Raw genomic sequence first — 23,746 nt, 5'->3', positions numbered from 1 at the left:
CGGCACCGGCGAAATCCACAGTGGACCGCACAAGAAAAGTGGCTCCGGAGCGGAATCGCTCCGGAGCCACTTTCGGCGAAGGGTGGTTACAGGTCTTCGTCACCCGGGCCGTAGCCGGGCATGCGGCCGGTGACCACGAAGATCATCCGGCGCGCCACCGAAACCGCGTGGTCGGCGAAGCGCTCGTAGAACCGGCCCAGCAGCGTGACGTCGACCGCGGCGGCCACGCCGTGCGGCCATTCGCGGTCCATCAGCACGGTGAACAGGTGCTTGTGGATGTCGTCGACCTGGTCGTCGTCGGCCTCCAGCTCCTTGGCCGCGTCGACGTCCTTGGTCTTGATCACCTGCTCCGCCTGCCGCGCCAGGCGCACGGCGATCTGGCCCATTTCGGCGAAGTAGCCCCGCACCTGGTCCGGCAGCACCGGCTCCGGGTGGCGTCGCCGCGCGGCCTTGGCCACGTGCAGCGCCAGGTCGCCCATGCGCTCCAGGCTTTCCGCCGCGTGGATCGCCGCGAGCACGGTCCGCAGGTCGGTGGCCACCGGCGCCTGCAGCGCCAGCAGCGCGTACGCCTGCTCCTCGCACTCCGCCCTGGCGTCGTCGACCTTGGCGTCGTCGCTGATCACCTGCTCGGCGACCGCGAGGTCGACGTCGAGCAGGGCCGCGGTCGCCCGCTCCATGGCATCCGCCACCTGCACGGACATGGCCGCCAGTTTGTCGGCCAGTTGTTCGAGTTCGACGTGGTAAGCCTCGCGCATGCGGCCACCATACGGCCAGGACCACGCGAACGCCGCATCGCTGGGTGAACCGGACGTGAATCCGGCCTAACGATCTCAGCCGGACTAGTTCCCCGGCTTGGCTTGGCCCTTCTGGGTGCCGGCCGGTGTCGACGGCGGTGGCGCGGGGGCTTTCTCATCAGGCAGGGGACCGTTTTCGATCAACGCCTCGAACAGCTCCTTCGACTTGGTCTGGAGCAGTTCCTCGTTGCCGCGGCTGTTGGCCTCACCGGTGGTCGGCACGGTGATGAACTTCACCGTATCCGGGTTGAGCCCCTTCATCGACTGCGCGAGCGTGAGCATCTGGTCCACGCCGAGGTTGTCGCCGAAGGTGGCGGCGGTGAAGGCGTTGATGAAGCCGGTCAGCTTGCCGCCGTCGAACAGGACCTCCTGCGACATCGTCTTCTTCAGCAACGACCCGATCACCAGCTGCTGGCGCTTGATCCGGCCGTAGTCGGAGGTGACGTCGCCCTGCACCTTCCGCGCGCGGACGAAGTTCAGCGCCTGGTCACCGCTGATGATCTGCTCGCCCGCCTGCGGCACGATCACCCCGAGCACGTCGTCGACGACCGGTTTCTCGATGTGCACCGGCACCCCGCCGACCACGTTGATCATGTCCTTGAAGCCGTGGAAGTCGATGCCGACGAAGTGGTTGATCTTCATCCCGGTCAGCTGCTGGATCTGCTTGGTCGTGCACTGCGGGCCGCCGATGGCGTAGGCCTCGTTCAGCTTCGACTTCGCCTTGCCCGCCACCACTTCTTCGGAGTACGCCCCGGTGGCGGAGTCCCAGCGCTTGCAGTCCGGCCGCGTCACCTCGAGGTCACGCGGGAAGCCGACGACGATCACGCGCTTACGGTCCGCCGGGATGTGCGCGATCATCAGCGAGTCCGACCGGGCACCACCGACCGACTCCGCGGTGCCGACGCCCTCCTCGGCCTCCGCGCCCGCCCGGGTGTCCGAACCGGCGATGAGGAAGTTCTCGTCACCGTTCTGCCCGGCGGCGTTCTTGATGTCCGCCGAGTTCTCGTCCAGCGCGACGATCTCGTTGAACTTGCTGTTGAACCAGGTCTTCATCCCCCAGCCGGCCGCGCTGAGCAGGAACATCAGGCTGGCCAGCACGATCGCGGTGATCCGGCCCGCTTTGGTCGCCTGGTCGTGGTGGCGCTGTTTCTTCTCCTCCAGCCGCGTCTGCGAAGACGAGGTCTCCTCCGCTTCCGGCTGCTCCTCGGCGTCGAGGTGCTCCAGCGGGTGCGGCCGCGGCTTGGCCGGGCGCCCGCCTTCGCCGGGGTGCGCCACGCGCTGCAACTTCGTGCGCGTCTGCTCGATCAGCTTGACCGGCGCCGCGGTGAAGCGGCTCATCCGCTCCTTGCGCTTGGCCTCCTCGGCCTGCATCTCGTCGTGCGCGGCGGAGAACCGGGCCAGCGAGTTGTCGATCTTGCGGCGGTACATCGTCGCGTCGTCGACCGGCTCCATCTGGTCGGTCATGATCAGCCGGTCCTCGGCGGACGGCTTGGGCCGCTCGGGACGCGGCGGTTTCGGCCGGGGCTCCGACTGCTGCGGTGGCTGCTGCTTGGGCGGCGGAGGCTGCTGCTGCGGGCGCGGCGGCGGGGCCACCGGCGGGGTGACCGTGGTCTTCGCCTCCGGCAGCGGCACCGGCGGAGGCGCGGGCTGACGCCGCGGCGGCCTCGGCGGAGCCGGCGGTGTGCGCGGGGGCGCCGGTGGGGCGGGCGCCTGCGCCGCGGGCGGCATGCCGTTCGCGGGCGGGCCAGGACGACGACGGGCCGGGGCCCGCCGCGGCGGCACTCCGCCGGGAACCGGGTTCTGCCCGGTGACCGGCCGCCGGCGCGGGGGCGGCATCTCTTCGTGCTTGTTGCGCGTCGGCGGCACCGGGCGCGGCAGCCCGGGCGAGCTGGGGTGACCCGCCGGGAGCTGCGGCGGGCGCTGCCGGACCGGGGGTGGTGGCGGAGGCTCGGGTTCCGGCTCCGGCTCCAGTTCGGGCTCGGGTTCTGGTTCAGGTTCGGCCACCGGGGGTACCGGGTACTTGCCGGTCGCCTTGGCCATCACCTCGTTGACGCTGATGCCGCCGTAGGTGTCCATGGAACGCCGCCGCGACCTGCGGGAACGACCGGTGCCAGAGGAAAGGTGATCGTCAGGCACTCAGTCTCCCTTCAGCTCGGCGGTGGTGAGTCGACCACGTTCCTCGACTTGACTCGGGGTGGCGGGCTCCGGTGGATCATCGCCAGCCGGATGGCTTTCGTTATCCTACGGATACCCGCCGTTCGTGACGACACCATCCCGTGATGTTTTTACGCTCGGTACCAGTTGGTCGGATGAGGGCCACGTATCGACCAGCCATTATCACCGGCAGTGGGAAATCGGCTGACCCCGGGTTACCCTGAGTGCCGAATGTGCCGGAGGTTTTCCGAATCCGGATAAGCCACCACATTCCGCCCCGCATGTTTTGCCGTGTAAAGCAGGGCGTCCGCCTCGAGCAATCGTTCTTCCGCACGTCCCGGCTTCGTGGTCAGGCCGATGCTGACCGTCACGGCGAGCCCGGACCGCAGGCGCTGCCAGGCGTGCCGTGCCACGCGAAGCCGTGTGCGCTCGGCCACCCGCAGCGCCTCCCGGACGCCCAAACCGGGCATGACCAGCACGAACTCCTCGCCGCCGTAGCGCGCGCAGAAGGCGCCGCGCGGCAGTTCGTGCTTCAGCAGCGCGGCCACGCTGCGGAGCACGCGATCCCCGACGAGGTGGCCGAAGGTGTCGTTCACGTCCTTGAACAGGTCGATGTCCACCATCGCCACCGCCACCTCGCCGTCCGCGAGCTGCGCCAGGCGCCGGTCGAGGTAGCGGCGGTTGTAGCTGGCGGTCAGCGAGTCACGCTCGAGCGCGGAGCGGAGGTGCTGGTAGGCGCGTTCCCAGTTGCCCTGGGCAGCGAACAGGGAAGCGATGGTCTCGTGCAGCGCGGGCAGGTCCCCGGCCTCGGTGTGGACTGCGATCCCGTCCTTGGACACCGCTTTCACCTCCGCCACCTGATGTTCGTCGTCGTGCAAGAGGCGGCGCTTGAGATATCGGGACGCGGTGGCGGCGAATATCGCTCAACCGGACGACGAAGCGTAACCGATTCACGATTTTGGACACGGAGCGAAGCCGTAAACGCGGCGATCGAGGAGAACTACGCGCTGCGAGCCGATCTGCTCGCCGATCGCGGCGCCCGCCCGGCGGACCGTCAGCGACACCGCCACCACGAACACCTCGCCCCGCGGCGGATCCTCGCCGTCCGGTGACCAGTCGGGATCCGGGCGAACGGTGGACATCGCCGGGTAGATGTCCATGGTGAGGTCGCCGAGCTCGCACTCCTGGCCGGTGAAGTCCGGGTGCCGCGCGTCCTCGAGGAAGCGCTGCTGTTCCTCGGGGCCCTGGTCGCCCGCGCGGTTGAAATTGTCGAAGTAGCGGCTGATCAGGTCGGTGCCCGTCTCCTGCCGGGGCTGGAGCGGGGTCGTCCCGCACCCGGTGGCCAGCAGGGCGAGCACCAGGCACACCACCGGTTTCCGCATGTGATCAGGTTAGCGGGGCGGCGTTGAACTCCGGCGCGGTTTCCTGACCCGACATCGTCCCGATGGCCCGCATCACCTCGTCGGTCACCACCCGGCGGGCCGGGCCCGACCTGGGTTGGCCGGTGCCACGGATCGGCGGGCCGAAGGTGACGGTGATCCGGTGCCAGCGCGGCAGCCGCCGCCCGACCGGCTGGAGCCGATCAGTGCCGGTCAGCGCGACCGGCACCACGGGCACGCCGGCCGTCAGCGCCAGCCACGCGACGCCGGTGCGACCGCGGTAGAGGCGGCCGTCGAGCGAACGCGTGCCCTCGGGGTAGATGCCGAACACCTGGCCCTTGGCGAGCACACCGAGCGCGGTTTCGAGGGCGTCCTGAGCCGCGCGATGAGCGCCGCGCTCGACCGGCACCGCGCCGGTCGCGGTGAAGAACCAGCGCACGAGGCGGCCCTTCAGTCCGGTGCCATGGAAGTACTCCGCCTTGGCCAGGAAGCGGACCTGCCGCCGGGTGACCAGCTGCAGGACCACGCTGTCGATGAAGGACAGGTGGTTGCTCGCGAGGATGACCGGCCCGGTGCGCGGCAGGTGCTCCCGGCCGTGCACGCGCGGCCGGAAGACCAGGCGGAACAGCAGTCGAAGAAGGATCACGTGCGCACTATAGCCCGTTTAGCGTCCGATCGTTCGGACGCTAAACTGGGCCCGTGAGCCCACGCCGGTCCGTCACCGATGCCCGCGATACCCGGTCCGCGATCCTGTCGCGCGGGGTCGAACTGGCGACCGTCGAAGGCCTCGACGGCCTGACCATCGGACGGCTGGCTGCCGACCTGGGCCTGTCGAAATCCGGGGTGCTGGGGCACTTCGGCGCGAAGGAAGCCCTGCAGCTCGCGGTGGTCGACACGGCCGCGGAGCAGTTCGGCCGCGCGGTCGTGGAACCGTCCACCGGCACCACGCCGGGCCTGCCACGCCTGCGCGCACTGTGCGAGGCCTGGCTGATCCACCTGACCCACCCGGGCGGCACCTTCTTCCTGGCCGCCGCCGCCGAATTCGACCACCGCCCCGGCCCGGTGCGGGACGCCATCGCCGGCATGAGCGCCCTGTGGCAGCGGGACCTGCGCCTGCACATCCGCCTGGCCGTCCTCGACCACACCCTCGAAGGCGACGCCGACCAAATCCTGTTCGAGCTGACCGGCATCATCCTCGCCGCCAACCACGCCCTCCACCTGACCCGCGACCCCCAAGCCCTGCCCCACGCCCACACCGCCCTAACCCGCCTCCTCACCCCCACCTAACCGACCAGGCCGCCTCGCCCCCCGAACCCCACACTCGGGAAGCCGAGTCACACACTCGCGCAGGCGAGTTCCACGTTCAGGCACCCGAGTTCCACACTCAGGCAGCCGAAATCCACGTTCACGCAAGTGAGTTCCACGTTCGCGTGCCTGAACCTCGGGTTGGGACAGGCGGGCTCCATACCGAGGTAGCCGAGCCCCACACTCAGGCGCCCGAGATCCACACTCAGGCAGCCGAAATCCACGCTCGGACGCCCGAGTGTGGGCTCGGGCTCGGCTGCGCGAGGGCGGGACTCGCCTGCCTGAACGTGGGGTTCGGCTGCCCCAGCGCGAATCTCGCCTTCCTGAATGTGGGGTTCCGCTGCCCCAGCGGGGGTTTCGGCTACCTGAACGTGGTTTTCGGCTGTCTGAACGTGGGGTTCGGCTGCCCCAGCGGGGGTTTCGCCTTCCTGAACGTGGGGTTCGGCTGCGCGAGTGTGGATTTCGGCTGCCTGAGTGTGGGACTCGCCTGGTTGAACGTGGGACTCGGCGCGAGCGCAGGACTCGGCTGCGCGAGTGTGGGGTCCGGCTGCCTGAACGTGGGGTTCGCTGCTCGGGTGTCCGCGCTCGGGTTCTGCGTTAGTGCAGCCGGGTTCGTCGTTCGGACAGGCGGGTGGGCTGTTCAGTGCTGCATTCGGGTTGTCACGGTCGACAAGCAGGCGGGTGGGGTCGACACTCGGGCAGCCGAGGCCGCACAGTCGTCGTGCAGTGGCGACCCGATCCCCCGGGGCCGCCGCTGCACGACCCGGTCAGTCCACGGTGAACTGGTCGTAGCGGATCTGGGCGGCCGGCGTGCCTTCCTCCATCAGGCGCACCACGGTGGCCCGGATCATCGAGGGCGAACCCGAAATCAGGACATCCGTGTTCGGCCACGGGCCACGCCGGATCACGGCGTCCGCGAGGACGCCCTGTTCGCCGTCCGGCACCTCGCCTTCTTCGACCACCGGCACCACGGTCAGCCAAGGATTCGTGGCGGCCAGCATCTTCAGCGTCGGCAGGTCGTACAGATCTTCCGCGGTCCGGCCGCCGAAGAACAGGTGCACCGGCGGATTCCGCTTCCACCGCGCCAGATCGTCCGCGATCGCCCGCAGCGGCGCCAATCCCGTGCCCCCGGCGACCAGCAGCAGTTTCCGGTTCTCCGCCTGCCGCACGGCGAGGGTGCCCAGCGCCGGGCCGATGCGCCATTCGTCGCCGACCCTGGTGTGGTGCACGATCGACCGGCTCACCCAGCCGCCGTCCACCGCGCGCACGTGGAATTCCAGGACACCGTCGGTGCGTGGCGCGGTGGCCGGGGAGAAGTACCGCCACATTCGCGGCCGTTGCGGCACCTGGACGCTCAGATAGTTGCCCGCGCGAAACGGTACCGGGTGTTTCGGCAGTACACGGATTATCGCTACGTTCGGGCCCGCCTTGCGATGCTCCAACACCCGTGCGGGCCACCAAGCCGGGCCTTTCTCGGCCTCCGCCGCCTCTCGCATGGACTTCGCGATGACACCATAGGCATCGGTCCACGCACGTTCCACCTCCGAGGTCCAGTCGTCCTTCAGGTAACGCTTCAACGCGGTCAGCAACGCGACGCCGACGGCGTCGTAGTGGCGCGCGATCACGTCGAACTTGCGGTGGTCGCGCCCGAGCTGGTGCAGGAACGGCACCAGCTCGGCGGGCCGGTCCACCAGGCCGACCACGTGCACCAGCGCCCGCAGGAGCCGATCGCGCTGGGTGTTCATGTTGACGGGAAAAAGGGCCCTGGTCTCCGGGGAAACGGTGAAGAGCACGCCGTAGAAGAACTGCGCCAGTTCGACCGACTTCGGTTCCACCTTGGCAAAACTCTCGTTGATCAACTTTGTCGTCCGGCTGGTTTTGGCCCAGTTCGCCGGAATGGTCACGGGCAGTGCGTCGGGAAACATGGCGTGTACACCCATCGATGCGACGAATTCTCCAATCGATTCGAATGCGTCGTGATTTTTTTACACTCCCGTTTCCCCGACGGGGCTGGGACTCTACGACGCAAGTCGCCGGACGGCGCCGCTTTGCCACGCTTTCAGCTCGAATGGAGCAATATCGGTACTCGGTGTCGATTGGGGGTATTCACTGCGTGCGCCGCCGTTCGGGTGTTTCTGCGGGCGCGCGCGATTTTCCGCTATTCGGCGTGAAAGGATCAGTCGATGGTGAAGGGGTCGTACTTGATCTGGTCCAGCGCCGTGCCCGCGACCAGCATGCGCGAAACCGTCGCCCGGATCATCGCCGGCGAGCCGGAGACCAGCACGTCGTGCTGGGGCCACGCGCCGTACTTGGTGACCACCTCGGCCAGCGTGCCCTGCTCGAACCCGGGCAGCCCGGGGTTGTTCTCCACCACCGGGACCACGGTCAGCCAGGGGTTCACCGCCGCCAGCGCGCGCAGTTCCTCCAGGTCGTACAGGTCCTCGCGGTCACGGCCGCCGTAGAAGAGCTTCACCTTCGGGTTCTCGCCCCACTGCGCCAGTTCGTCGAGCATCGCGCGCAGCGGCGCCACCCCGGTACCGCCGGCGATCATCAGCACGTCCCGGCCCGACTCGCGGTTGACGGCCAGCCTGCCGAGCGGCGGCCCGAGCCGCCAGCGGTCGCCCTGCGCGGTGTGGCTGACGATGGCGCGCGAGACCCAGCCGCCGTCGACCGCCCGGATGTGGAACTCGATCGACCCGTCGTCGCGCGGCGCGTTCGCCGGGGACAGGTACCGCCACAGCCGCGGGCGCTGCGGCACCTCCACGCTCAGGTACTGCCCGGCCTCGTACGGCACCGGCTGGTCCGGCTCGACCAGCACCAGCGCCAGGTCCCAGGTGAGCCGCCGGTGCTCGGCCACGGTCGCGGTCCACGAGCCGGGGTGCCGGTCGGCCGCGGCGGCCTCCTGCATCGCCCGCGCGATGATCGTGAACGCCTCGGCCCAGGCGCGTTCCACCTCGGGCGTCCAGTCCCGGCCGAGCTGCGTCTTCAGCGCGGCGAGCAGCGCGGTGCCGACCGCCTCGTAATGGTTCGGGATGACGCCGAACTTGCGGTGGTCGCGGCCGAGCTGGCGCAGGAACGGCACCAGGTCGTCCGGGCGGTCCACCATCTGCACGATGTGCACCAGCGCGCGCACCAGCCTGCCCCGCTGGACCTCCATGTTGATCGGGAAGAAGTCCCTGGTGGCCGGCGCGAGGGTGAACAGCATCCCGTAGAAGAACTGGGAGATCTCCGGCGTGTGCGGCTCGGCCTTCGCCCAGGTGTCACGGATCAGCCGCACCATCGCCGCGACGGCGGGCGGAGTCTGCCGCGTGGCGGCTGTCCTGGGTACTGGGCTGACCGGTTCGGCTGTCATCGCTGGCTGGTGTCGGCTCCTGGTCCGGTTGCGTGGCGTGGTCGGCGGGGGCGGCGGGGACCGGTGGTCCAGTGGTCCGCATGCCGATTGTGGCCTGGATTATTCATTAATGCGCGTAGCCCTGGGTTCCGCCGACCGGGGCAGGCCAGCGGCTTGACCCAGGGGTGGTGGTGTAGGGAATATTCCCCCTTTCGGAATAAGTCGTTCGAGGTAAACAGGCCAGTGGTCCACCTCGGAGGGTAGCCGGAGGCTGGGTAGGAGCCGCTGACGTTGCTCCGGACGGGTGGTACTGGGTACGTCAGCCGTGTGATGGGTCACTGCTAAACTAGTTGCTTCATACAACTAGTAACCCCCGGATTGTTTCGCCGGTGGCGCGAGGGGAAGGCTGGGCCGATGGGTCCGACGGACGAGGCCGCGCTCGAATTGGTACGGCAACTCAAAGTGAACGCGCAGTTGCAGCAGGCGTGGACCACGCACCTCTGGCAGACCCAGAACGGGCTGCACCCCGCCTCCGCGTGGCTGCTCGCCGAACTCGCCCAGCTGGGTGAGTCGCGGCCGTCGGAGCTGGCGAAGCGGCGCATGGTCGACGTCTCCGTGGTCAGCCGCCAGGTCGCGCAGCTGACCGCGGCCGGGCTGATCGAGCGCCGCCCGGCGCCCGAGGACGGGCGGGCCGCGCTGATCCGGGTGTCCGAGCGGGGCGAGGAGGAGCTGCTGCACTGGCGGCGGCAGTACACCGACTTCCTCACGGACGCGCTCGCCGACTGGGCGCCCGGCGAACTCGACGCGTTGACCGAACGGCTGAAGATGGCCAACGAGAGCCTGCGAGGCACCCTCGCCAAGCGCACCAACCCGCGCTGACCTGCCCCCGTTACCTTTTTCATAGTTCCTGATCAAGGAGCTGTGGTCGCCAGGTTCGGCATGACTGATGCCCCCAGTCGAGTCCATGATCCGGGGGGTGGTGTCACCGGGCCTGGCGGCATCGAGGGACCGCTGATAGGGACACGGCCACCCCGCCGGGTAGGTCTCGTCGTAACGTGGGTGCCGGCCATCGATGCCTGACCGGCGACCACCCGCGACGGACGAAAGACGCGTGCATGAGCAGCAGTTTCGGCGTGTTCCTCGGTCTTGACGTCGGCAAAGAATCCCACCACGCGGTGGGCCTGGACCCGGCCGGGAAGAGGCTGCACGACGGCCCCTTGCCCAACAGCGAACCCAAACTGCGAGCGCTGTTCGACAAACTCGCCAGCCACGGGCCGCTGCTGGTGGTCGTCGATCAGCCCGCGACGATCGGCGCGCTGCCGGTCGCTGTCGCGCGAGCCCACGGGCACCAGGTCGCCTATCTGCCCGGACTGGCGATGCGCCGGATCGCCGACCTCTATCCCGGGCGGGCGAAGACCGACGCCCGCGACGCGTTCATCATCGCCGACGCGGCCCGCTCGCTGCCACACACGCTGCGCCCGGTCGACGTCGGTGACGACACCCTGGCCGAGCTGGAGGTCCTGGTCGGCTTCGACGACGACCTGGCCGGTGAGGCCACCCGCCTCGGCAACCGCATCCGCGGGCTGCTCACCGGCGTCCATCCCGCCCTCGAACGCGCGATCGGCCCGAAGATCAGTCATCCGGCGGTCCTGGAAATCCTGTCCCGCTGCGGCGGCCCCACCGGAATCCGCAAGGCCGGGCGCCGCAAACTCACCGCGATAGCGAAGGCCCACGCCCCGCGCATGGGCGACAAACTGGTCGAGGCGATCATGACCGCGCTCGGCGAGCAGACTGTCACCGTCCCCGGAACCACCGCCGCGGACACCGTGCTGCCCAGACTCGCCGACAGCCTGAAAACCGTGCTCCAGCAACGCACACAGCTCGCCACCGAGGTCGAGGAGATACTCGATGCGCACCCTCTTGCCGGGGTCCTGACCTCCATGCCGGGCATCGGGGTCAGGACCGCCGCCCGCATCCTGCTCGAGATCGGCGACGCCTCCAACTTCGCCAGCTCCGCACACCTGGCCGCCTACGCCGGCATCGCCCCGGTCACCCGCGCCTCGGGCACCAGCATCAAAGGCGAACACCCCGCCCGCACCGGCAACCGCAAACTCAAACGCGCGTTCTTCCTCGCCGCCTTCGCCGCACTGCACGATCCGGCCAGCCGCACCTACTACGACCGCAAAAGAGCCGAAGGCAAGAAACACAACGCCGCCCTCATCTGCCTCGCCCGACGCCGCTGCGACGTCCTCTACGCCATGCTCCGCACCGGCACCCACTACCGACACCCCGAACCAGCCCACACCGCGGCAGCCGCTTGACAAACCCATAGGGACACCCCCCAACACCGCGAGGTCGCGCCGGAGGCACGGCCATGAAATTGAGCGGAACAGACTCAACTTTTTTGACGTTGTGCATGTCGAGGACTTTTCCGGAAGGCTTGCGTCGAGGGACGCACGACATGAGGTGAGGGATGGACGCTTTCAACCCGACCACGAAGACCCAGCAGGCGATCTCGTCGGCTGCCCAGGCGGCGACCGTCGCCGGCAACCCGGACATCGCGCCGGCTCATCTGCTCGGTGCGCTGCTGGCCCAGGGAGAGGGCCTCGCCGGTCCGCTGCTGACCGCGGTCGGGGCGGACCCGGAGCTGGTGCACAAGGAGCTGGAGCCGATCACCCAGGCGCTGCCGTCGGCGACCGGCGCCACGGTCTCGCAGCCGCAGTTCGACACGCACGCGGTCAAGTCGATCACCCACGCGCAGAAGCTGGCCACCGAGCTCGGTGACGAGTACGTCTCCACCGAGCACCTGATGGTCGGCCTGGCCGCGCAGGGCGGGCAGGTGGCGGACCTGCTCAAGCGCCACGGTGCCACGCCGGAGGCGTTGCGCGAGGCGTTCACCGCGGTCCGCGGCTCGGCCCGCATCACCAGCCCGGATCCGGAAGGCACGTTCAAGGCGCTGGAGAAGTACGGCGTGGACCTGACCGCGCGCGCCCGCGCGGGTGAGCTGGACCCGGTGATCGGCCGCGACACCGAGATCCGCCGCGTGGTGCAGGTGCTCTCGCGCCGGACCAAAAACAACCCGGTGCTGATCGGTGAGCCCGGCGTCGGCAAGACCGCCATCGTCGAGGGGCTCGCGCAGCGCATCATCGCCGGTGACGTGCCCGAGTCGCTGCGGGGCAAGCGCGTGGTCGCGCTCGACCTCGGCTCGATGGTGGCCGGGGCGAAGTTCCGCGGTGAGTTCGAGGAGCGGCTCAAGGCCGTGCTCAAGGAGATCACCGAGTCGGCCGGCCGGGTGGTCACCTTCATCGACGAGCTGCACACCATCGTCGGCGCCGGGGCCACCGGCGAGGGCGCGATGGACGCGGGCAACATGATCAAGCCGATGCTCGCCCGCGGTGAGCTGCGGATGGTGGGTGCCACCACGCTGGACGAGTACCGCCAGCACATCGAGAAGGACGCCGCGCTGGAGCGCCGGTTCCAGCAGGTGCTGGTCGGCGAGCCGTCCACTGAGGACACGATCGGCATCCTGCGCGGGCTCAAGGAGCGCTACGAGGTGCACCACGGTGTCCGCATCACCGATGGCGCGCTGGTCGCCGCGGCCACCCTGTCCGACCGCTACATCACCGCCCGCTTCCTCCCCGACAAGGCGATCGACCTGGTCGACGAGGCCGCGTCGCGGCTGCGCATGGAGATCGACTCGCGGCCGGTGGAGATCGACGAGGTCGAGCGCGCGGTCCGGCGGATGGAGATCGAAGAGATGGCGTTGTCCAAAGAGGATGACGTCGCTTCGAAGCAGCGCCTGGCCACCTTGCGCGCGGAACTGGCCGAGAAGCGCGAGACGCTCTCGGGGCTGACCGCGCGCTGGCAGAACGAGAAGGGCTCGATCGAGCGCGTCCGCGACCTCAAGGAGCAGCTGGAACAGCTGCGCGGCGAGTCGGAGCGGGCCGAGCGCGACGGTGACCTCGGCCGGGCCGCCGAGCTGCGCTACGGCAAGATCCCCGCGCTGGAGAAGGAACTGGAGGCCGCGACCGCGAGCGAGACGGCCGTGCAGGCCGACGTGATGCTCAAGGAGGAGGTCGGCGCGGACGACGTCGCGGACGTGGTCAGCGCGTGGACCGGCATCCCGGCCGGCCGCCTGCTCGAGGGCGAGACCGGCAAGCTGCTCCGGATGGAGGAGGAGCTGGGCAGGCGGGTGATCGGCCAGGAAGAGGCGGTCAAGGTCGTCTCGGACGCGGTGCGCCGCACGCGGGCCGGCGTGGCCGACCCGGACCGGCCGACCGGCTCCTTCCTGTTCCTCGGCCCGACCGGGGTCGGCAAGACCGAGCTGGCGAAGGCGCTCGCGGAGTTCCTGTTCGACGACGAGCGCGCGATGCTCCGAATCGACATGAGCGAGTACTCCGAGAAGCACTCGGTGTCGCGGCTGGTCGGCGCGCCGCCCGGGTACGTCGGCTACGACCAGGGCGGGCAGCTGACCGAGTCGGTGCGGCGGCGCCCGTACAGCGTGGTGCTGCTCGACGAGGTGGAGAAGGCGCACCCGGACGTGTTCGACGTGCTGCTCCAGGTGCTCGACGACGGCAGGCTGACCGACGGCCAGGGCCGGACGGTCGACTTCCGCAACACCATCCTGGTGCTCACCTCGAACCTCGGCTCGCAGGCCATCGCGGACGCCACGCTGGACGAGCGTCAGCGCCGGGACGCGGTGCTTTCGGTGGTGCAGCGGCACTTCAAGCCGGAGTTCCTGAACCGGCTGGACGACCTGGTGGTCTTCCACTCGCTCGGCACCGAGCAGCTGACGTCCATTGTGGACATCCAGGTGGACCGGCTGGCCCAGCGCCTCGCCCAGCGCAGGCTCACCCTCGAGGTCACCGAGGCGGCCCGCGAGTGGCTCGCGCTGACCGGCTTCGACCCGATCTACGGGGCCCGGCCGCTGCGGCGGCTGGTGCAGTCCGCGATCGGCGACCAGCTGGCGCGGCTGCTGCTCGGCGGTGAGGTGCTCGACGGCGACACGGTGCGGGTCGACATCCCCGCCGAAGCGGACGACTCGCTCACCGTGACGCGGGTCTGACCGGACGCCGCGGTCGCCCCCACTCGATCGGGTGGGGGCGACACGGCGTCCTGATCTCGGGCTTCACGCCCAGGGCGATACGCTGGTGTTCGTGGGTATACCGGCGTGGATCTGGTTCGTCATCGCCGCCGCCGCCTTGCTGGCGGGGCTGGGGTTGCTGGCTGCCGACCGGGCCCGGGAGGGCTCGCGCAACCGGGAGCGAATGCGGTGGGCGGACCTCAGAGGCTGGGAGTTCGTCGAAGAGGACGAACGCCTGCCGCGGCAGTGGACCGGCGGCGCGATCGGCTACTTCGGGGCCGAGGCCGCGGTCAACGTCGTGGGCGGGTCCACCTTCACCTCGGACGGCCGCCGCCCGGTCTTCGTCTTCGACATCGAGTCGGACGGCCAGATCCCGGCGGTGATCGTGGCCGTGCGCTGCAACCGCGTGCACCAGGTGCTGGTGGAGTTGTGGCTGGCCAGCGTGCCGTTCCAGCGCGCGGAGATGCCGGAGCTGCTCGGCCCGGTCGGCCAGCGCTACGCCTTCGCCGACGACGCGGAGGGCGCCCGCGCGGTGATCACCCAGGACCTGGTCGACGCGGCCGACGCGCTCGGCGGTGACGTGGGCGTGGCCTGGCTGGAGAACGAGTGGGTGCTCGCCAGCGTCGCGCCGAACGCCGGGCCGTCGCGCCTGGAGCGGCTGCTGCGCGACCTCGGCGAGATCGCCGACATCGTGGACCCGTTCGACGAGGCCGTCGACCCGGCCCACGAGGGCAGGCACTGGCAGAACCCGGCCACCGCCCCCGCCGCTCCCGCTCCCGCCGAGCAGCACCAGCAGGCCGGCGACTGACGCCGTGGCCACCGCACTCGTCACCGGCGCCACCGCCGGCATCGGCGCCGCCTTCGCCCGCAGGTTCGCCGCCGAGGGCCACGACCTCGTGCTCGTGGCCAGGGACCAGGCCCGGCTCGAACAGCTGGCCGCCGAACTGGCCGGGCGCCACGGCGTCGGCACCGAGGTGCTGCCCGCCGACCTCGCTTCGGCCGAGGGCCGCGAGAAGGTCGAGGCCCGGGTCGGCGGTGTCGACGGTGGGGTGGACATCCTGGTCAACAACGCCGGTTTCGGGCTCGGCGGCGAACTCCAGGACGCCTCGATGGACCAACTGCAGGCGCAACTGGACGTCAACGTCACCGCGGTGCTCCGGCTGACCCGCGCCGCCCTGCCCGGCATGCTGGAGCGCGGGCGCGGCGACGTGATCAACGTGTCGAGCGTGGCCGGGTTCCTGCCCGGCCGCGGCTCCACCTACACCGCCAGCAAGACCTACGTCACCTCGTTCACCGAGGGCGTGGCGGGTTCCGTGCAGGGCACCGGCGTGCGCGTGATGGCGCTGTGCCCCGGGTTCACGCACACCGAGTTCCACCAGCGGGCCGGGTTGGACAAACCGGGCCCGAAGTTCTTCTGGCTGAGCGCCGATCGCGTGGTCGACGAGGGCCTCGCCGATCTGCGCCGCGGGCGCTGGCTGTCCGTGCCCAGCCCGCAGTACAAGGCGCTGGTGGCGGTACTGCGCGTGGTCCCGCGGTCGCTGATCCGGTTCGCCGCCGGCCGCTTCGCCGGACGGGGCAGGACCTGAGCCGTTTCGTCGGTGGCGTGTGAGAGGCTGAGCGCCGTGGCGATTGCAGGCATTGATCAAGCGGCGAAACTCGAACTCGCCCGGCTCATCACCGAACTGTCCGTGGTGCACGGCAAGGTGACGCTGGCTTCCGGCAAGGAGGCCGACTACTACGTCGACCTGCGACGCGCGACGCTGCATCACGCGGCCGCCCCGCTGATCGGCAAGTTGCTCCGCCAGCTCACCGCGGACTGGGACTACGTCTCGGTCGGCGGGCTCACCCTCGGCGCCGACCCGGTCGCCACCGCCATGCTGCACTCGGCGGCCGCCGACGGCATGGTGCTCGACGCGTTCGTGGTCCGCAAGGCCACCAAGACCCACGGCATGCAGCGCCGGGTCGAAGGGGTTGAGGTGCGGGGGCAGCGGGTACTCGCGGTGGAGGACACCTCCACCACCGGGGGCAGCGTGCTGACGGCGGTGCAGGCACTGGAAGAGGCCGGTGCCACGGTGGTGGGCGTGGCCACGGTGGTGGACCGCGACACCGGGGCCAGGGAAGCGATCGAGAAGGACGGGCTGGCGTACCGGTACCTGCTGGACGCCCACGACCTCGGTCTCTCCTGACGGCGGTGGGCGTGGTCGGAGGAGGGTGACCATGCCAGATCGCCGGAAGGACCCGCTCGACCCGCCGGACCGCCCGGTCCCGCAGTACCCCCGTCGCGAGGAACCGCCGCCGGGGACTCCCGAGCAATACCCGCGGGAGACCCCGCAGCGGTACCCGGCCGAGAAGCCCGACGGCTTCCCCGGGGAAGACCCGCCACCACCACCGCGTTAGTACCGAAGTGGGTACGGGTACCCCTGATCACCAGCGGTTCTCCAGTGGACTGGAGTACGTTGGGGTGTAAGGGGGACGTGAAGGGGATGGGGTGAGGGATGGCATGGCCGGATTTTTCGCCGATGTCACGGTCGCGGTACACGTGCTTGCCCTGCTGTACATCGGCTTCGGCGGTTTCGTCGCGTGGCGCTGGCCCAAGACGATCTTCGTGCACGTTTTTTTCGCGGCCTGGGGCATCCTGGTCAACGTCTTCCCCATTCCCTGCCCGCTGACCGCGCTGGAGAACCACTTCCGCGCGCAGCAGGGCCTGGGTGACCTGCCGGGCGGCTTCAACGCGTACTACCTCTACGACACGGTGTTCCCGCGCGACATGATGCCGGTGGTCGTGTCGATCGCGTTCGTCGTGCTGGTGGTCTCCTACATCGGCGCCTACGTGCACTGGAAGCACCGCGACAGCGACGACGGCACCGGTGCCGAGGGCACGCACGCCCACCCCGTCGGACTCGGGTGACAGAATCGCCGCGTGGTCATCGTTGCGATCTTCGTCGGCATCATCCTGCTGGGCCTGGTGATCGGCCTGGTCAGCAGGCCGAAGGTGCAGGCGAGAGCACGCGCCCACGTGGACGCGGTCCAGGCGACCGCGGCGGCCTTCGGCTGGCAGATCGACCGTAGTCCGGTACCGGACATCCGCGCCCGGCTGCCGCTCAGCGGCATGTTCAACACGGACACCGCGATCCGGGCCACCGCGCAGCTGACCGGCCAGTGGCGGGGCGTGCCGGTGGTGGCGCTGCAGCTGACCTACGGCACGGACGGCGTGGCCACCCGCACCTGGCACACGATGACGATGATCATGGTGCCGCGGCCGGTGCCCGGGACGGTGGTCGCGCTGAGCCCGCAGGGCATGTCGTGGGCGAACTTCCTGGCTTCCGACCGGCAGATCGGTTATGCCCCGTTCGACCAGCGCTACCACGTGCACGCGAAGGACGACGAGCACGCGCGCGCCACGCTGACCCCGGCGGTGGCCGGCCTGCTCGCCACCGATCCCCGCATGCAGGACCGGATGCTGTTCTTCGGTGAGCAGGACCTCGCCGCCTCCTTCCCCGGTCCGGTCACGCAGCAGCAGGTCGTCGCGCAGACCGCGGACCTGCTGCTCGAGGTGGCCCAGCGGCAGGCGGCCCGATGACCGAGGCGGGACCCACCGAATGGGTGGCCGAGCACGAGGTCGGCGTCGGACCGTGGCCGGGCGAATGGCCCTCGGACGAGCGGTACGACTTGGAACTGCTGGAGCAGGGCGACCGCCGCAACGTGGTCGACGCCTACCGCTACTGGCGCCGCGAGGCCATCGTGTCCGATGTGGACAGCCGGCGGCACCCGTTCCACGTGGCCATCGAGAACTTCCAGCACGACCACAACATCGGCACGGTGGTGCGCACGGCCAACGCCTTCGCCGCCGCCGCGGTGCACATCGTCGGGCGGCGCCGGTGGAACCGCCGGGGCGCGATGGTCACCGATCGCTACCAGCACCTGCACCACCACGCGACCGTCGGCGAGTTCACCGCCCACGCCGCCGAGTCCGGCCTGGCCGTGGTCGCCGTCGACAACACCCCGGGCGCGGTCCGGCTGGAAACCGCCGAACTCCCGCGCGACTGCGTCCTGCTGTTCGGCCAGGAAGGCCCCGGCCTGTCCCCGGAAGCCCAGGACGCGGCCGCGCTGGTGGTCTCGATCGCGCAGTTCGGCACCACGCGCTCGATCAACGCGGGCGTGGCGGCGGGCATCGTCATGCACACCTGGGTCCAGCAGCACGCCGACCTCGATCGAGCGTGGTGACTCAGGCCGGGGCGATCTCGACGGGGATGCCGTTCAGCACGCTGGTGCCGGAGAGCGCGTCCATCTGCGTTTCGTCGGAGAGCAGGTTGGTGTTGACGCCGGCGTGCGCGGTGGCGACCGCGGTGCGCATGCCCTGCGGGTCGTGGCCCCAGCCGTGCGGGATGCTGACCACGCCGGGCCGGATGACGTCGGTGACCTCCACCGGCACCTCGATCTTGCCCGCGCGGGAGTGCACCACGGCCTGGCCGCCGTCGGTCAGCCCGAGCCGGGTCGCGTCCTCGGGGTGCACCTGGACCGTGCAGCGGTTCTGCCCGCGCACCAACGGTTCCAGGTTGTGCATCCACGAGTTGTTCGAGCTGAGGTGCCGCCGTCCGATGAGGACCATTTCGCCGTCGGGCACCTTCGCCAGTTCGCGCGCGAGCCGCGGCACGTCCTCGGTGATCGGGCCCGGCGCCAGTTCGATCTTGCCGCTGGCCGTGGTCAGCACCTCCGGGACGCGTTGCTTCAGCGGTCCCAGGTCGACGCCGTGCGGCGCGGCTTCCAGGTCGGCCAGCGTCAGGTCGTACGGGCCCGCGCGCAGCATCAGGTCGACCAGCCGTTCCGGGCCGGTGCGGTCCGACACCGCGGGATCCAGTCCCGACCGGCGCGCGGCTTCGGCGGCGACGAACTCGTCGAGCGCGGCGATGTCGGCGTCCGGGCCCTGGCCGGTGACGATGCCGGTCAGCCGCAGCATCGTCTGCCACTCCTGCGGCAGGTCGGTGGGCAGCGTGGCCGGCGTCCAGTTCGCCACGTCCCGGACCGCGTACTGGTACAGCGCCACGTCGAAGTGCGGCCGCTCCAGCGGGCTCGGGCCGGGCAGGATCACGTCGGCCAGCCTGCTCGTCTCGTTCAGGTAGACGTCGAGCGAGACCATGAAGTCGAGCTGTTCCAGCGCGCCCGTGAGCCGTTCGGCGTTCGGCGTGCTCAGGCACGGGTTGCCGCTGACCGTGATCAGCGCGCGCACCTGGCCCTCGCCGGGGGTGAGGATCTCGTCGGCGAGCACGCCGACCGGGACCTCGCCGAGCACCTCGGGCAGCCCGTGCACGCGGGTCTTCCAGCGACCGGTGCGGAACGGCTTGGGCCTGGGGTTCGAGCTGTTCGGCTGCCCGGCGGCGGCGAGCGGGAACATCGCGCCGCCGGGTTCGTCGAGGTTGCCGGTGAGCGTGTTGAGCACGTCGACCAGCCAGCTGGCGACCGTGCCGAAGGACTGCGTGGTGGTACCGATCCGGCCGTAGACCGCGGCGTGCTCGGCGTCGGCGAGTTCGAGCGCGAGCCGCCGGATCTCCGCGGCGTCGATCCCGGTCGGCCCGGCGACGGCTTCGGGGGTGAACTCGCGGGCCAGTTCGCGGACCTCGTCGACGCCGTTGACGTGCTCGGCGAGCCTGCCCAGCCGGACCTTGTCCTCGGTGAACAGCACGTTGACCATGGCGAACAGCAGCAGCGCGTCGGTGCCGGGGCGGATGGCGTGGTGCTCGTCGGCGAGTTCGGCGGTGCGCGTGCGCCGCGGGTCGACCACGACGATCTTGCCGCCGCGGCGCTGGATGCCCTTGAGCCTGCCGCGCGCGTCCGGCGCGGTCATCAGGCTGCCGTTGGACACCAGCGGGTTCGCGCCGAGGACCAGCAGGTGCTCGGTGCGGTCGAGGTCGGGCACCGGGATGGACAGGCCGCTGCCGAAGAGGTAACCGGAGGAGAAGTGCTTCGGCACCTGGTCGACCGTGCCCGCGGTGAAGACGTTCTTGGTGCCGAGCGCCTTGTAGAAGACGCGGCCGTAGAGCAGGTTGCCGAGGTTGTGCGCGCTGGGGTTGCCGACGTAGAGCGCCACGGCGTCCTTGCCGTGTGCCTCGATGACCGGCAGCAGCCGCGCGTGGATCTCGGCGAAGGCCTCGTCCCAGCTCACTTCGACGAATTCGCCGTCGCGTTTGACCAGTGGCGCACGCAGGCGGTCGGGGTCGTGGTGCAGGGCGCCGAGCGAGGCGCCCTTCGGGCAGATGTATCCGCCCGAGAAGACGTCGGCATCGTCCCCTCGCACCTTCGTGACCTTGGGTCCCTCGAACGTGACGTCGAGTCCGCAGGTCGCTTCGCAGAGTGGGCAGGTGACGGCAGCCATCGCCTGAACATACCGACGGGTATGTCGGTGGACAAGGGAGAATAAGCGACATGACGGCGGCGGAACGAGCCAGGGACGCGGAGAACGCGGTGCGCACGCGGCACTTCCGGCGGGTGTGGGGCCTGCCGTCCACCGTGCTCGCGCGCAGCGGCTGGCCAGCCGATGTCGGGCAGCGGCTGCACTGGCACTGGAACTACTGGTGGCAAGCGCACGTGCTGGACTGCCTGGTCGACGCGCAACTGCGTGACCCTTCGACCGAGCGCGCCGGGCTGATCGAGCGGTACGCCCGTTCGATCCGGTTGCGGAACTTCGGCAAGTGGACCAACGAGTACTACGACGACATGGCGTGGCTCGGCCTCGCGCTGGAGCGGGCGTCGCGGGTGACCGGGCTCGCGGCCAAGCCCGCGCTGGACGCCATCCTCGCGGAACTGCGGTCGGGCTGGACCGAGGACGCGGGCGGTGGCATCTGGTGGCGGAAGAACGACCAGTTCAAGAACGCCCCGGCGAACGGACCCGCGGCGATCCTGCACGCGCGGGTCGGTGACCTTCCGCGGGCGCGGGAACTGTTCGAGTGGATGGACTCCCGGTTGGTGGACCCGGAAACCGGACTGGTGTGGGACGGGCTGCGGGTGGACACCGGGGAACTGGTGAAGCACATTTATACGTACTGCCAAGGTGTTTTCCTGGGTACGTGCCTTGAGCTGTCCGAAGTGGACGCCGCTGCGCGGACGGTGGACGCGGTGGCGACGCATTGTGCCTCGGAGGGTGTGCTGCACGCGCAGGGCACTGGGGATGGGGGGTTGTTCGCGGGGATTCTGGCGCGGTACTTGGCTTTGGCGGCGCTGCAGTTGCCCGGGGAGGCGGCTGTTACTGCTCGGCGGTTGGTGGTGGATTCCGCGGACGCTTGTGCCGGGAGTGCTGTGGAGGTGGATGGGGGGCCTTTGTTCAGTCCTTCTTGGACGGGGGGCGGGGTGGTCCGGGACATGTCGGTGCAGGTGGGGGCTTGGATGTTGTTGGAGGCGGCTGCGACGTTGTAGGGCCATCCCGGTTTTTCAGTGTGACTACGGCGGGGGTTCCTTTGTCAAGGCTGGGAAGCGTGCCTTGACAAAGGAACCCCCGCCGTGTTTTGGCTTTGGATCGGGATGGGGGTGCTGCGGCTGGTCCTGTTCGCTGCTCGCTGGTCTCGTTTGCTGCCCGGGTCTGGGCGGCTTGGGGTGGGTCCAGGGATGGTGCCGTGAATGTGGCTTTCACAGCGAAATGTGCCGTGAAAGCCACATTCACGGCATGGGCGGGCGGCAGCCGCAGGAGGTGCGGTGCTGGAAGGTGGGTGGGAGGCGGACGGAGTCCGGGTGTCGGTCCGGGTCGGCGATTCTGGCGATCAGGGTGTGCACGGCACGCTTCCCGATCTCCTCGATGGGTTGCGCCATGGTGGTCAGCGCGGGATCGACAGCCGCCATCCAGTCTGCGTCGCCGTAGCCTGCCAAGCCCAGGTCTTCGCCTGGGCGCAGGCCCCGGCGGTGCACTTCGTAGTGCACGCCGATCATCATCGCCTCGCTGGCGACCAGGAGCGCGGTCGGCGCATCGGCCATGTCCAAGAGGCGACCGGCTGCGGCGGCCGCGCCGCCTGCTGTCGACTCCCCGCACGCCACCAGGTCCGGCTGCCACGCCAAGCCCGCTCGTCCCAGGCCGAGCCGGTACCCCAGTGCGCGTTCGTCGTTCACGGCGATGCCCAGCGCGCCCGAGATCAGGCCGATCCGCTCGTGCCCGGCACCCGCCAGGTGGCGCACCAGATCGCACATGGCCTGGATGTTCTCGGTGCCGACCTGGTCCACGTCCCCGCGCGTGGCCAGGCGGTCCATCAGCACGGTCGGCACGCCGAGCCGCACCAGACCGGTCACCACCACGTCGTCCCCGGCGGCGGGGGTCAGCAGGATGCCGTCGATGCCGCCCGCGCGCAGCGAGCGCACGGCGTCCATCTCGACGCCGGCGGCGTCCTCGGTTTCGGCGAACGTCACCGCGCAGCCCGCGTCGGCGGCGGCCACTTCGATCGCCCTGGACAGGTCGGTCGCGTACGGGGTGGCGTCGAACGCCATCGCCACACCCAGCCGATGGGTGACAGGCGCTCCCCAGAGTGGAATGTCGTAAGACAGTGCGGTCATCTCTCCCGGCCCCTCGATGCCTGATGAGAACGTGCCCGCCCGATTGAACGCTCTCGAATACGGCGCCGAAGATATCCCCGATTGGGGCGTCATCCGGACGTTGGTCACTCGATGAAACAAAAATTCAGCGAACCGGGTGAATCCCGGCGCAGCCGCACGACTCTCGGTGTCTCAGTTCCGGGGGCAGCCGGACCACCTCGGCCTTGCGGTCCGGGTCGGCGATCCTGGCCAGCAGCAACCGGACCGCGCGGCGTCCGATCTCCTCGATCGGCTGCGCCATCGTGGTCAGCGGCGGGTCGACCAGATCGGCCCACTCGACGTCGTCGTAGACCACCACGGGCAGGTCGCGCCCGATCTTCAGCCCGCGGCTGCGTGCCTCGTGCAGCACGCCGACCATCATGCCGTCGTTGGCCACCACCAGCGCGGTCGGCGGCTCGGGCAGCGCGAGCAGCTTGCGCAGGGCCGCGCCCCCGCCCTCACGCGACGAATGCCCGCATTCGACCAGGTCGGGGTTCCACGACAGCCCGCCGCGCCCAAGGCCCAGCCGGTAGCCGAGCGTGCGTTCCTCGCTGGTCGACAGCCCGGCGGCGCCGCTGATCAGGCCGATGCGGCGGTGGCCGAGCGACGCCAGGTGCTCGGTCAGCGCCGAAGTCGCCTGGATGTTCTCGGCGCCCACCTGGTCCACGTCGCCGCGGGTGGCGAGCCGGTCGACCAGCACGGTGGGCACGCCCAGCGAAACCAGTTCACCGACCACCTGCCCATCACCCGGCGCCGGCGTGATCAACAGGCCCTCGACCCGGCGCGAGCGCAGCGTCCGCACGGTCGCCTGCTCGGTCTCCAGTTCGTCGTGCGTGTCGGCCAGCAGGACCGTGTACCCGGCGGCGGCCGCTTCGCGTTCCACGGCCTGCATCAGCATCGCGAAGTACGGGTTGGCCATCAGCGAGATTGCCACGCCGATCGAACGGGTACCTCCGGTGACCAGTGAGCGCGCGATCGCGTCGCCGGTGTAGCCGGTGGTCTCGATGGCGCGGAGCACCGCGGCCCGGGTGTCCTCGGCGACCGCGCGGGTCCCGTTGACCACGTGTGACACCGTGGTGATCGAGACGCCCGCCATCTCGGCGATGTCGCGCTGGGTGGGGCGGGATGAGCGTCCTGGCGGCACTGGGCTCCC

At 70.0% G+C, this 23,746-nt stretch carries 22 protein-coding genes; 12 read left to right on the top strand and 10 right to left on the bottom strand.

Features of this window, described 5'->3' with window-relative positions; translation table 11 throughout:
* Window positions 1–86: 86 nt before the first annotated feature.
* The 5 genes from phoU to JOM49_RS08065 form a co-directional block, all read right to left on the bottom strand.
* Window positions 87–755: a phosphate signaling complex protein PhoU gene (phoU, locus tag JOM49_RS08085; protein WP_209663717.1), complete on the bottom strand. Its 669-nt coding sequence runs from the start codon at window positions 753–755 to the stop codon at window positions 87–89.
* 84 nt (window positions 756–839) lie between these two features.
* The gene (locus tag JOM49_RS08080) at window positions 840–2,930 is read right to left on the bottom strand and encodes an LCP family protein (RefSeq protein ID WP_308158686.1); all 2,091 of its coding nucleotides are present in this window, start codon (window positions 2,928–2,930) and stop codon (window positions 840–842) included.
* A gap of 233 nt (window positions 2,931–3,163) precedes the next feature.
* The gene (locus tag JOM49_RS08075; protein WP_209663716.1) at window positions 3,164–3,805 is read right to left on the bottom strand and encodes a GGDEF domain-containing protein; all 642 of its coding nucleotides are present in this window, start codon (window positions 3,803–3,805) and stop codon (window positions 3,164–3,166) included.
* 93 nt (window positions 3,806–3,898) lie between these two features.
* Window positions 3,899–4,330, bottom strand: coding sequence for a hypothetical protein (locus tag JOM49_RS08070; protein WP_209663715.1), 432 nt, complete (start codon window positions 4,328–4,330; stop codon window positions 3,899–3,901).
* A gap of 4 nt (window positions 4,331–4,334) precedes the next feature.
* Complete coding sequence (locus tag JOM49_RS08065) at window positions 4,335–4,973, bottom strand: lysophospholipid acyltransferase family protein (RefSeq protein ID WP_209663714.1); 639 nt, start codon at window positions 4,971–4,973, stop codon at window positions 4,335–4,337.
* 53 nt (window positions 4,974–5,026) lie between these two features.
* Here JOM49_RS08065 and JOM49_RS08060 point away from each other — a divergent pair, with 53 nt between their 5' ends.
* Window positions 5,027–5,614, top strand: a complete 588-nt coding sequence (locus JOM49_RS08060; RefSeq protein WP_209663713.1) for a TetR/AcrR family transcriptional regulator — start codon at window positions 5,027–5,029, stop codon at window positions 5,612–5,614.
* A gap of 785 nt (window positions 5,615–6,399) precedes the next feature.
* On the opposite strand, the gene JOM49_RS08055 is transcribed toward JOM49_RS08060, so the two are convergent.
* The gene (locus tag JOM49_RS08055; protein WP_209663712.1) at window positions 6,400–7,557 is read right to left on the bottom strand and encodes a globin domain-containing protein; all 1,158 of its coding nucleotides are present in this window, start codon (window positions 7,555–7,557) and stop codon (window positions 6,400–6,402) included.
* 251 nt (window positions 7,558–7,808) lie between these two features.
* The gene (locus tag JOM49_RS08050; protein WP_209663711.1) at window positions 7,809–8,984 is read right to left on the bottom strand and encodes a globin domain-containing protein; all 1,176 of its coding nucleotides are present in this window, start codon (window positions 8,982–8,984) and stop codon (window positions 7,809–7,811) included.
* 393 nt (window positions 8,985–9,377) lie between these two features.
* On the opposite strand from JOM49_RS08050, the gene JOM49_RS08045 reads away from it, so the two are divergent.
* The 10 genes from JOM49_RS08045 (at window position 9,378) to JOM49_RS08000 (ending at window position 18,270) form a co-directional block, all read left to right on the top strand.
* Window positions 9,378–9,842, top strand: a complete 465-nt coding sequence (locus JOM49_RS08045; RefSeq protein WP_209663710.1) for a MarR family winged helix-turn-helix transcriptional regulator — start codon at window positions 9,378–9,380, stop codon at window positions 9,840–9,842.
* A gap of 236 nt (window positions 9,843–10,078) precedes the next feature.
* Entirely contained in the window at window positions 10,079–11,284 is a 1,206-nt protein-coding gene (locus JOM49_RS08040; RefSeq protein ID WP_209663709.1) for an IS110 family RNA-guided transposase, read from the top strand.
* A gap of 152 nt (window positions 11,285–11,436) precedes the next feature.
* A complete protein-coding gene (gene clpB / locus JOM49_RS08035) occupies window positions 11,437–14,028 on the top strand; it encodes an ATP-dependent chaperone ClpB (RefSeq protein ID WP_209663708.1) in 2,592 nt (863 codons plus the stop codon).
* Between the two features lie 91 nt (window positions 14,029–14,119).
* Window positions 14,120–14,854 (top strand): TtfA family protein, encoded by a 735-nt coding sequence (locus JOM49_RS08030; protein ID WP_282769713.1) that lies wholly within the window; start codon window positions 14,120–14,122, stop codon window positions 14,852–14,854.
* A 4-nt stretch (window positions 14,855–14,858) separates the two neighbouring features.
* A complete protein-coding gene (locus JOM49_RS08025; RefSeq protein WP_209663707.1) occupies window positions 14,859–15,632 on the top strand; it encodes an SDR family NAD(P)-dependent oxidoreductase in 774 nt (257 codons plus the stop codon).
* 36 nt (window positions 15,633–15,668) lie between these two features.
* Window positions 15,669–16,232, top strand: a complete 564-nt coding sequence (gene pyrE, locus JOM49_RS08020; protein WP_209663706.1) for an orotate phosphoribosyltransferase — start codon at window positions 15,669–15,671, stop codon at window positions 16,230–16,232.
* A gap of 31 nt (window positions 16,233–16,263) precedes the next feature.
* Window positions 16,264–16,443, top strand: a complete 180-nt coding sequence (locus JOM49_RS08015; RefSeq protein WP_209663705.1) for a hypothetical protein — start codon at window positions 16,264–16,266, stop codon at window positions 16,441–16,443.
* 103 nt (window positions 16,444–16,546) lie between these two features.
* A complete protein-coding gene (locus tag JOM49_RS08010; RefSeq protein WP_209663704.1) occupies window positions 16,547–16,954 on the top strand; it encodes a DUF2784 domain-containing protein in 408 nt (135 codons plus the stop codon).
* Window positions 16,955–16,966: 12 nt separating this feature from the next.
* Window positions 16,967–17,626, top strand: coding sequence for a hypothetical protein (locus JOM49_RS08005; RefSeq protein ID WP_209663703.1), 660 nt, complete (start codon window positions 16,967–16,969; stop codon window positions 17,624–17,626).
* Window positions 17,623–18,270, top strand: a complete 648-nt coding sequence (locus JOM49_RS08000) for a TrmH family RNA methyltransferase (protein ID WP_209663702.1) — start codon at window positions 17,623–17,625, stop codon at window positions 18,268–18,270. The genes JOM49_RS08005 and JOM49_RS08000 overlap by 4 nt, the downstream gene beginning before the upstream one ends.
* A gap of 1 nt (window position 18,271) precedes the next feature.
* Here the strand turns inward: JOM49_RS08000 and JOM49_RS07995 are convergent, their stop codons facing one another.
* A complete protein-coding gene (locus JOM49_RS07995) occupies window positions 18,272–20,416 on the bottom strand; it encodes a molybdopterin-dependent oxidoreductase (protein WP_209663701.1) in 2,145 nt (714 codons plus the stop codon).
* 50 nt (window positions 20,417–20,466) lie between these two features.
* On the opposite strand from JOM49_RS07995, the gene JOM49_RS07990 reads away from it, so the two are divergent.
* On the top strand, window positions 20,467–21,453 hold the full coding sequence (locus JOM49_RS07990) for a glycoside hydrolase family 76 protein (protein ID WP_209663700.1): 987 nt from the start codon (window positions 20,467–20,469) through the stop codon (window positions 21,451–21,453).
* A 240-nt stretch (window positions 21,454–21,693) separates the two neighbouring features.
* On the opposite strand, the gene JOM49_RS07985 is transcribed toward JOM49_RS07990, so the two are convergent.
* Together JOM49_RS07985 and JOM49_RS07980 are read right to left on the bottom strand one after the other, a co-directional pair.
* Complete coding sequence (locus tag JOM49_RS07985) at window positions 21,694–22,575, bottom strand: LacI family DNA-binding transcriptional regulator (protein ID WP_209663699.1); 882 nt, start codon at window positions 22,573–22,575, stop codon at window positions 21,694–21,696.
* Window positions 22,576–22,699: 124 nt separating this feature from the next.
* The gene (locus JOM49_RS07980; RefSeq protein WP_209663698.1) at window positions 22,700–23,737 is read right to left on the bottom strand and encodes a LacI family DNA-binding transcriptional regulator; all 1,038 of its coding nucleotides are present in this window, start codon (window positions 23,735–23,737) and stop codon (window positions 22,700–22,702) included.
* Window positions 23,738–23,746: the final 9 nt, after the last annotated feature.

The organism is Amycolatopsis magusensis, from assembly GCF_017875555.1.
In the GTDB taxonomy this organism is placed as follows: Bacteria; Actinomycetota; Actinomycetes; order Mycobacteriales; family Pseudonocardiaceae; genus Amycolatopsis; species Amycolatopsis magusensis.
Note: the sequence above shows the minus strand (reverse complement) of the source record. Positions and strands in the feature narration are given on the sequence as shown.

Coding starts and splice junctions, on each gene's coding strand:
- phoU (WP_209663717.1), bottom strand. CDS start 755: ATGCGCGAGGCTTACCACGTCGAACTCGAACAACTGGCCGACAAACTG.
- JOM49_RS08070 (WP_209663715.1), bottom strand. CDS start 4,330: ATGCGGAAACCGGTGGTGTGCCTGGTGCTCGCCCTGCTGGCCACCGGG.
- JOM49_RS08055 (WP_209663712.1), bottom strand. CDS start 7,557: ATGTTTCCCGACGCACTGCCCGTGACCATTCCGGCGAACTGGGCCAAA.
- JOM49_RS08050 (WP_209663711.1), bottom strand. CDS start 8,984: ATGACAGCCGAACCGGTCAGCCCAGTACCCAGGACAGCCGCCACGCGG.
- JOM49_RS08045 (WP_209663710.1), top strand. CDS start 9,378: ATGGGTCCGACGGACGAGGCCGCGCTCGAATTGGTACGGCAACTCAAA.
- JOM49_RS08040 (WP_209663709.1), top strand. CDS start 10,079: ATGAGCAGCAGTTTCGGCGTGTTCCTCGGTCTTGACGTCGGCAAAGAA.
- clpB (WP_209663708.1), top strand. CDS start 11,437: ATGGACGCTTTCAACCCGACCACGAAGACCCAGCAGGCGATCTCGTCG.
- JOM49_RS08015 (WP_209663705.1), top strand. CDS start 16,264: ATGCCAGATCGCCGGAAGGACCCGCTCGACCCGCCGGACCGCCCGGTC.
- JOM49_RS08010 (WP_209663704.1), top strand. CDS start 16,547: ATGGCCGGATTTTTCGCCGATGTCACGGTCGCGGTACACGTGCTTGCC.
- JOM49_RS08000 (WP_209663702.1), top strand. CDS start 17,623: ATGACCGAGGCGGGACCCACCGAATGGGTGGCCGAGCACGAGGTCGGC.
- JOM49_RS07995 (WP_209663701.1), bottom strand. CDS start 20,416: ATGGCTGCCGTCACCTGCCCACTCTGCGAAGCGACCTGCGGACTCGAC.
- JOM49_RS07990 (WP_209663700.1), top strand. CDS start 20,467: ATGACGGCGGCGGAACGAGCCAGGGACGCGGAGAACGCGGTGCGCACG.
- JOM49_RS07985 (WP_209663699.1), bottom strand. CDS start 22,575: ATGACCGCACTGTCTTACGACATTCCACTCTGGGGAGCGCCTGTCACC.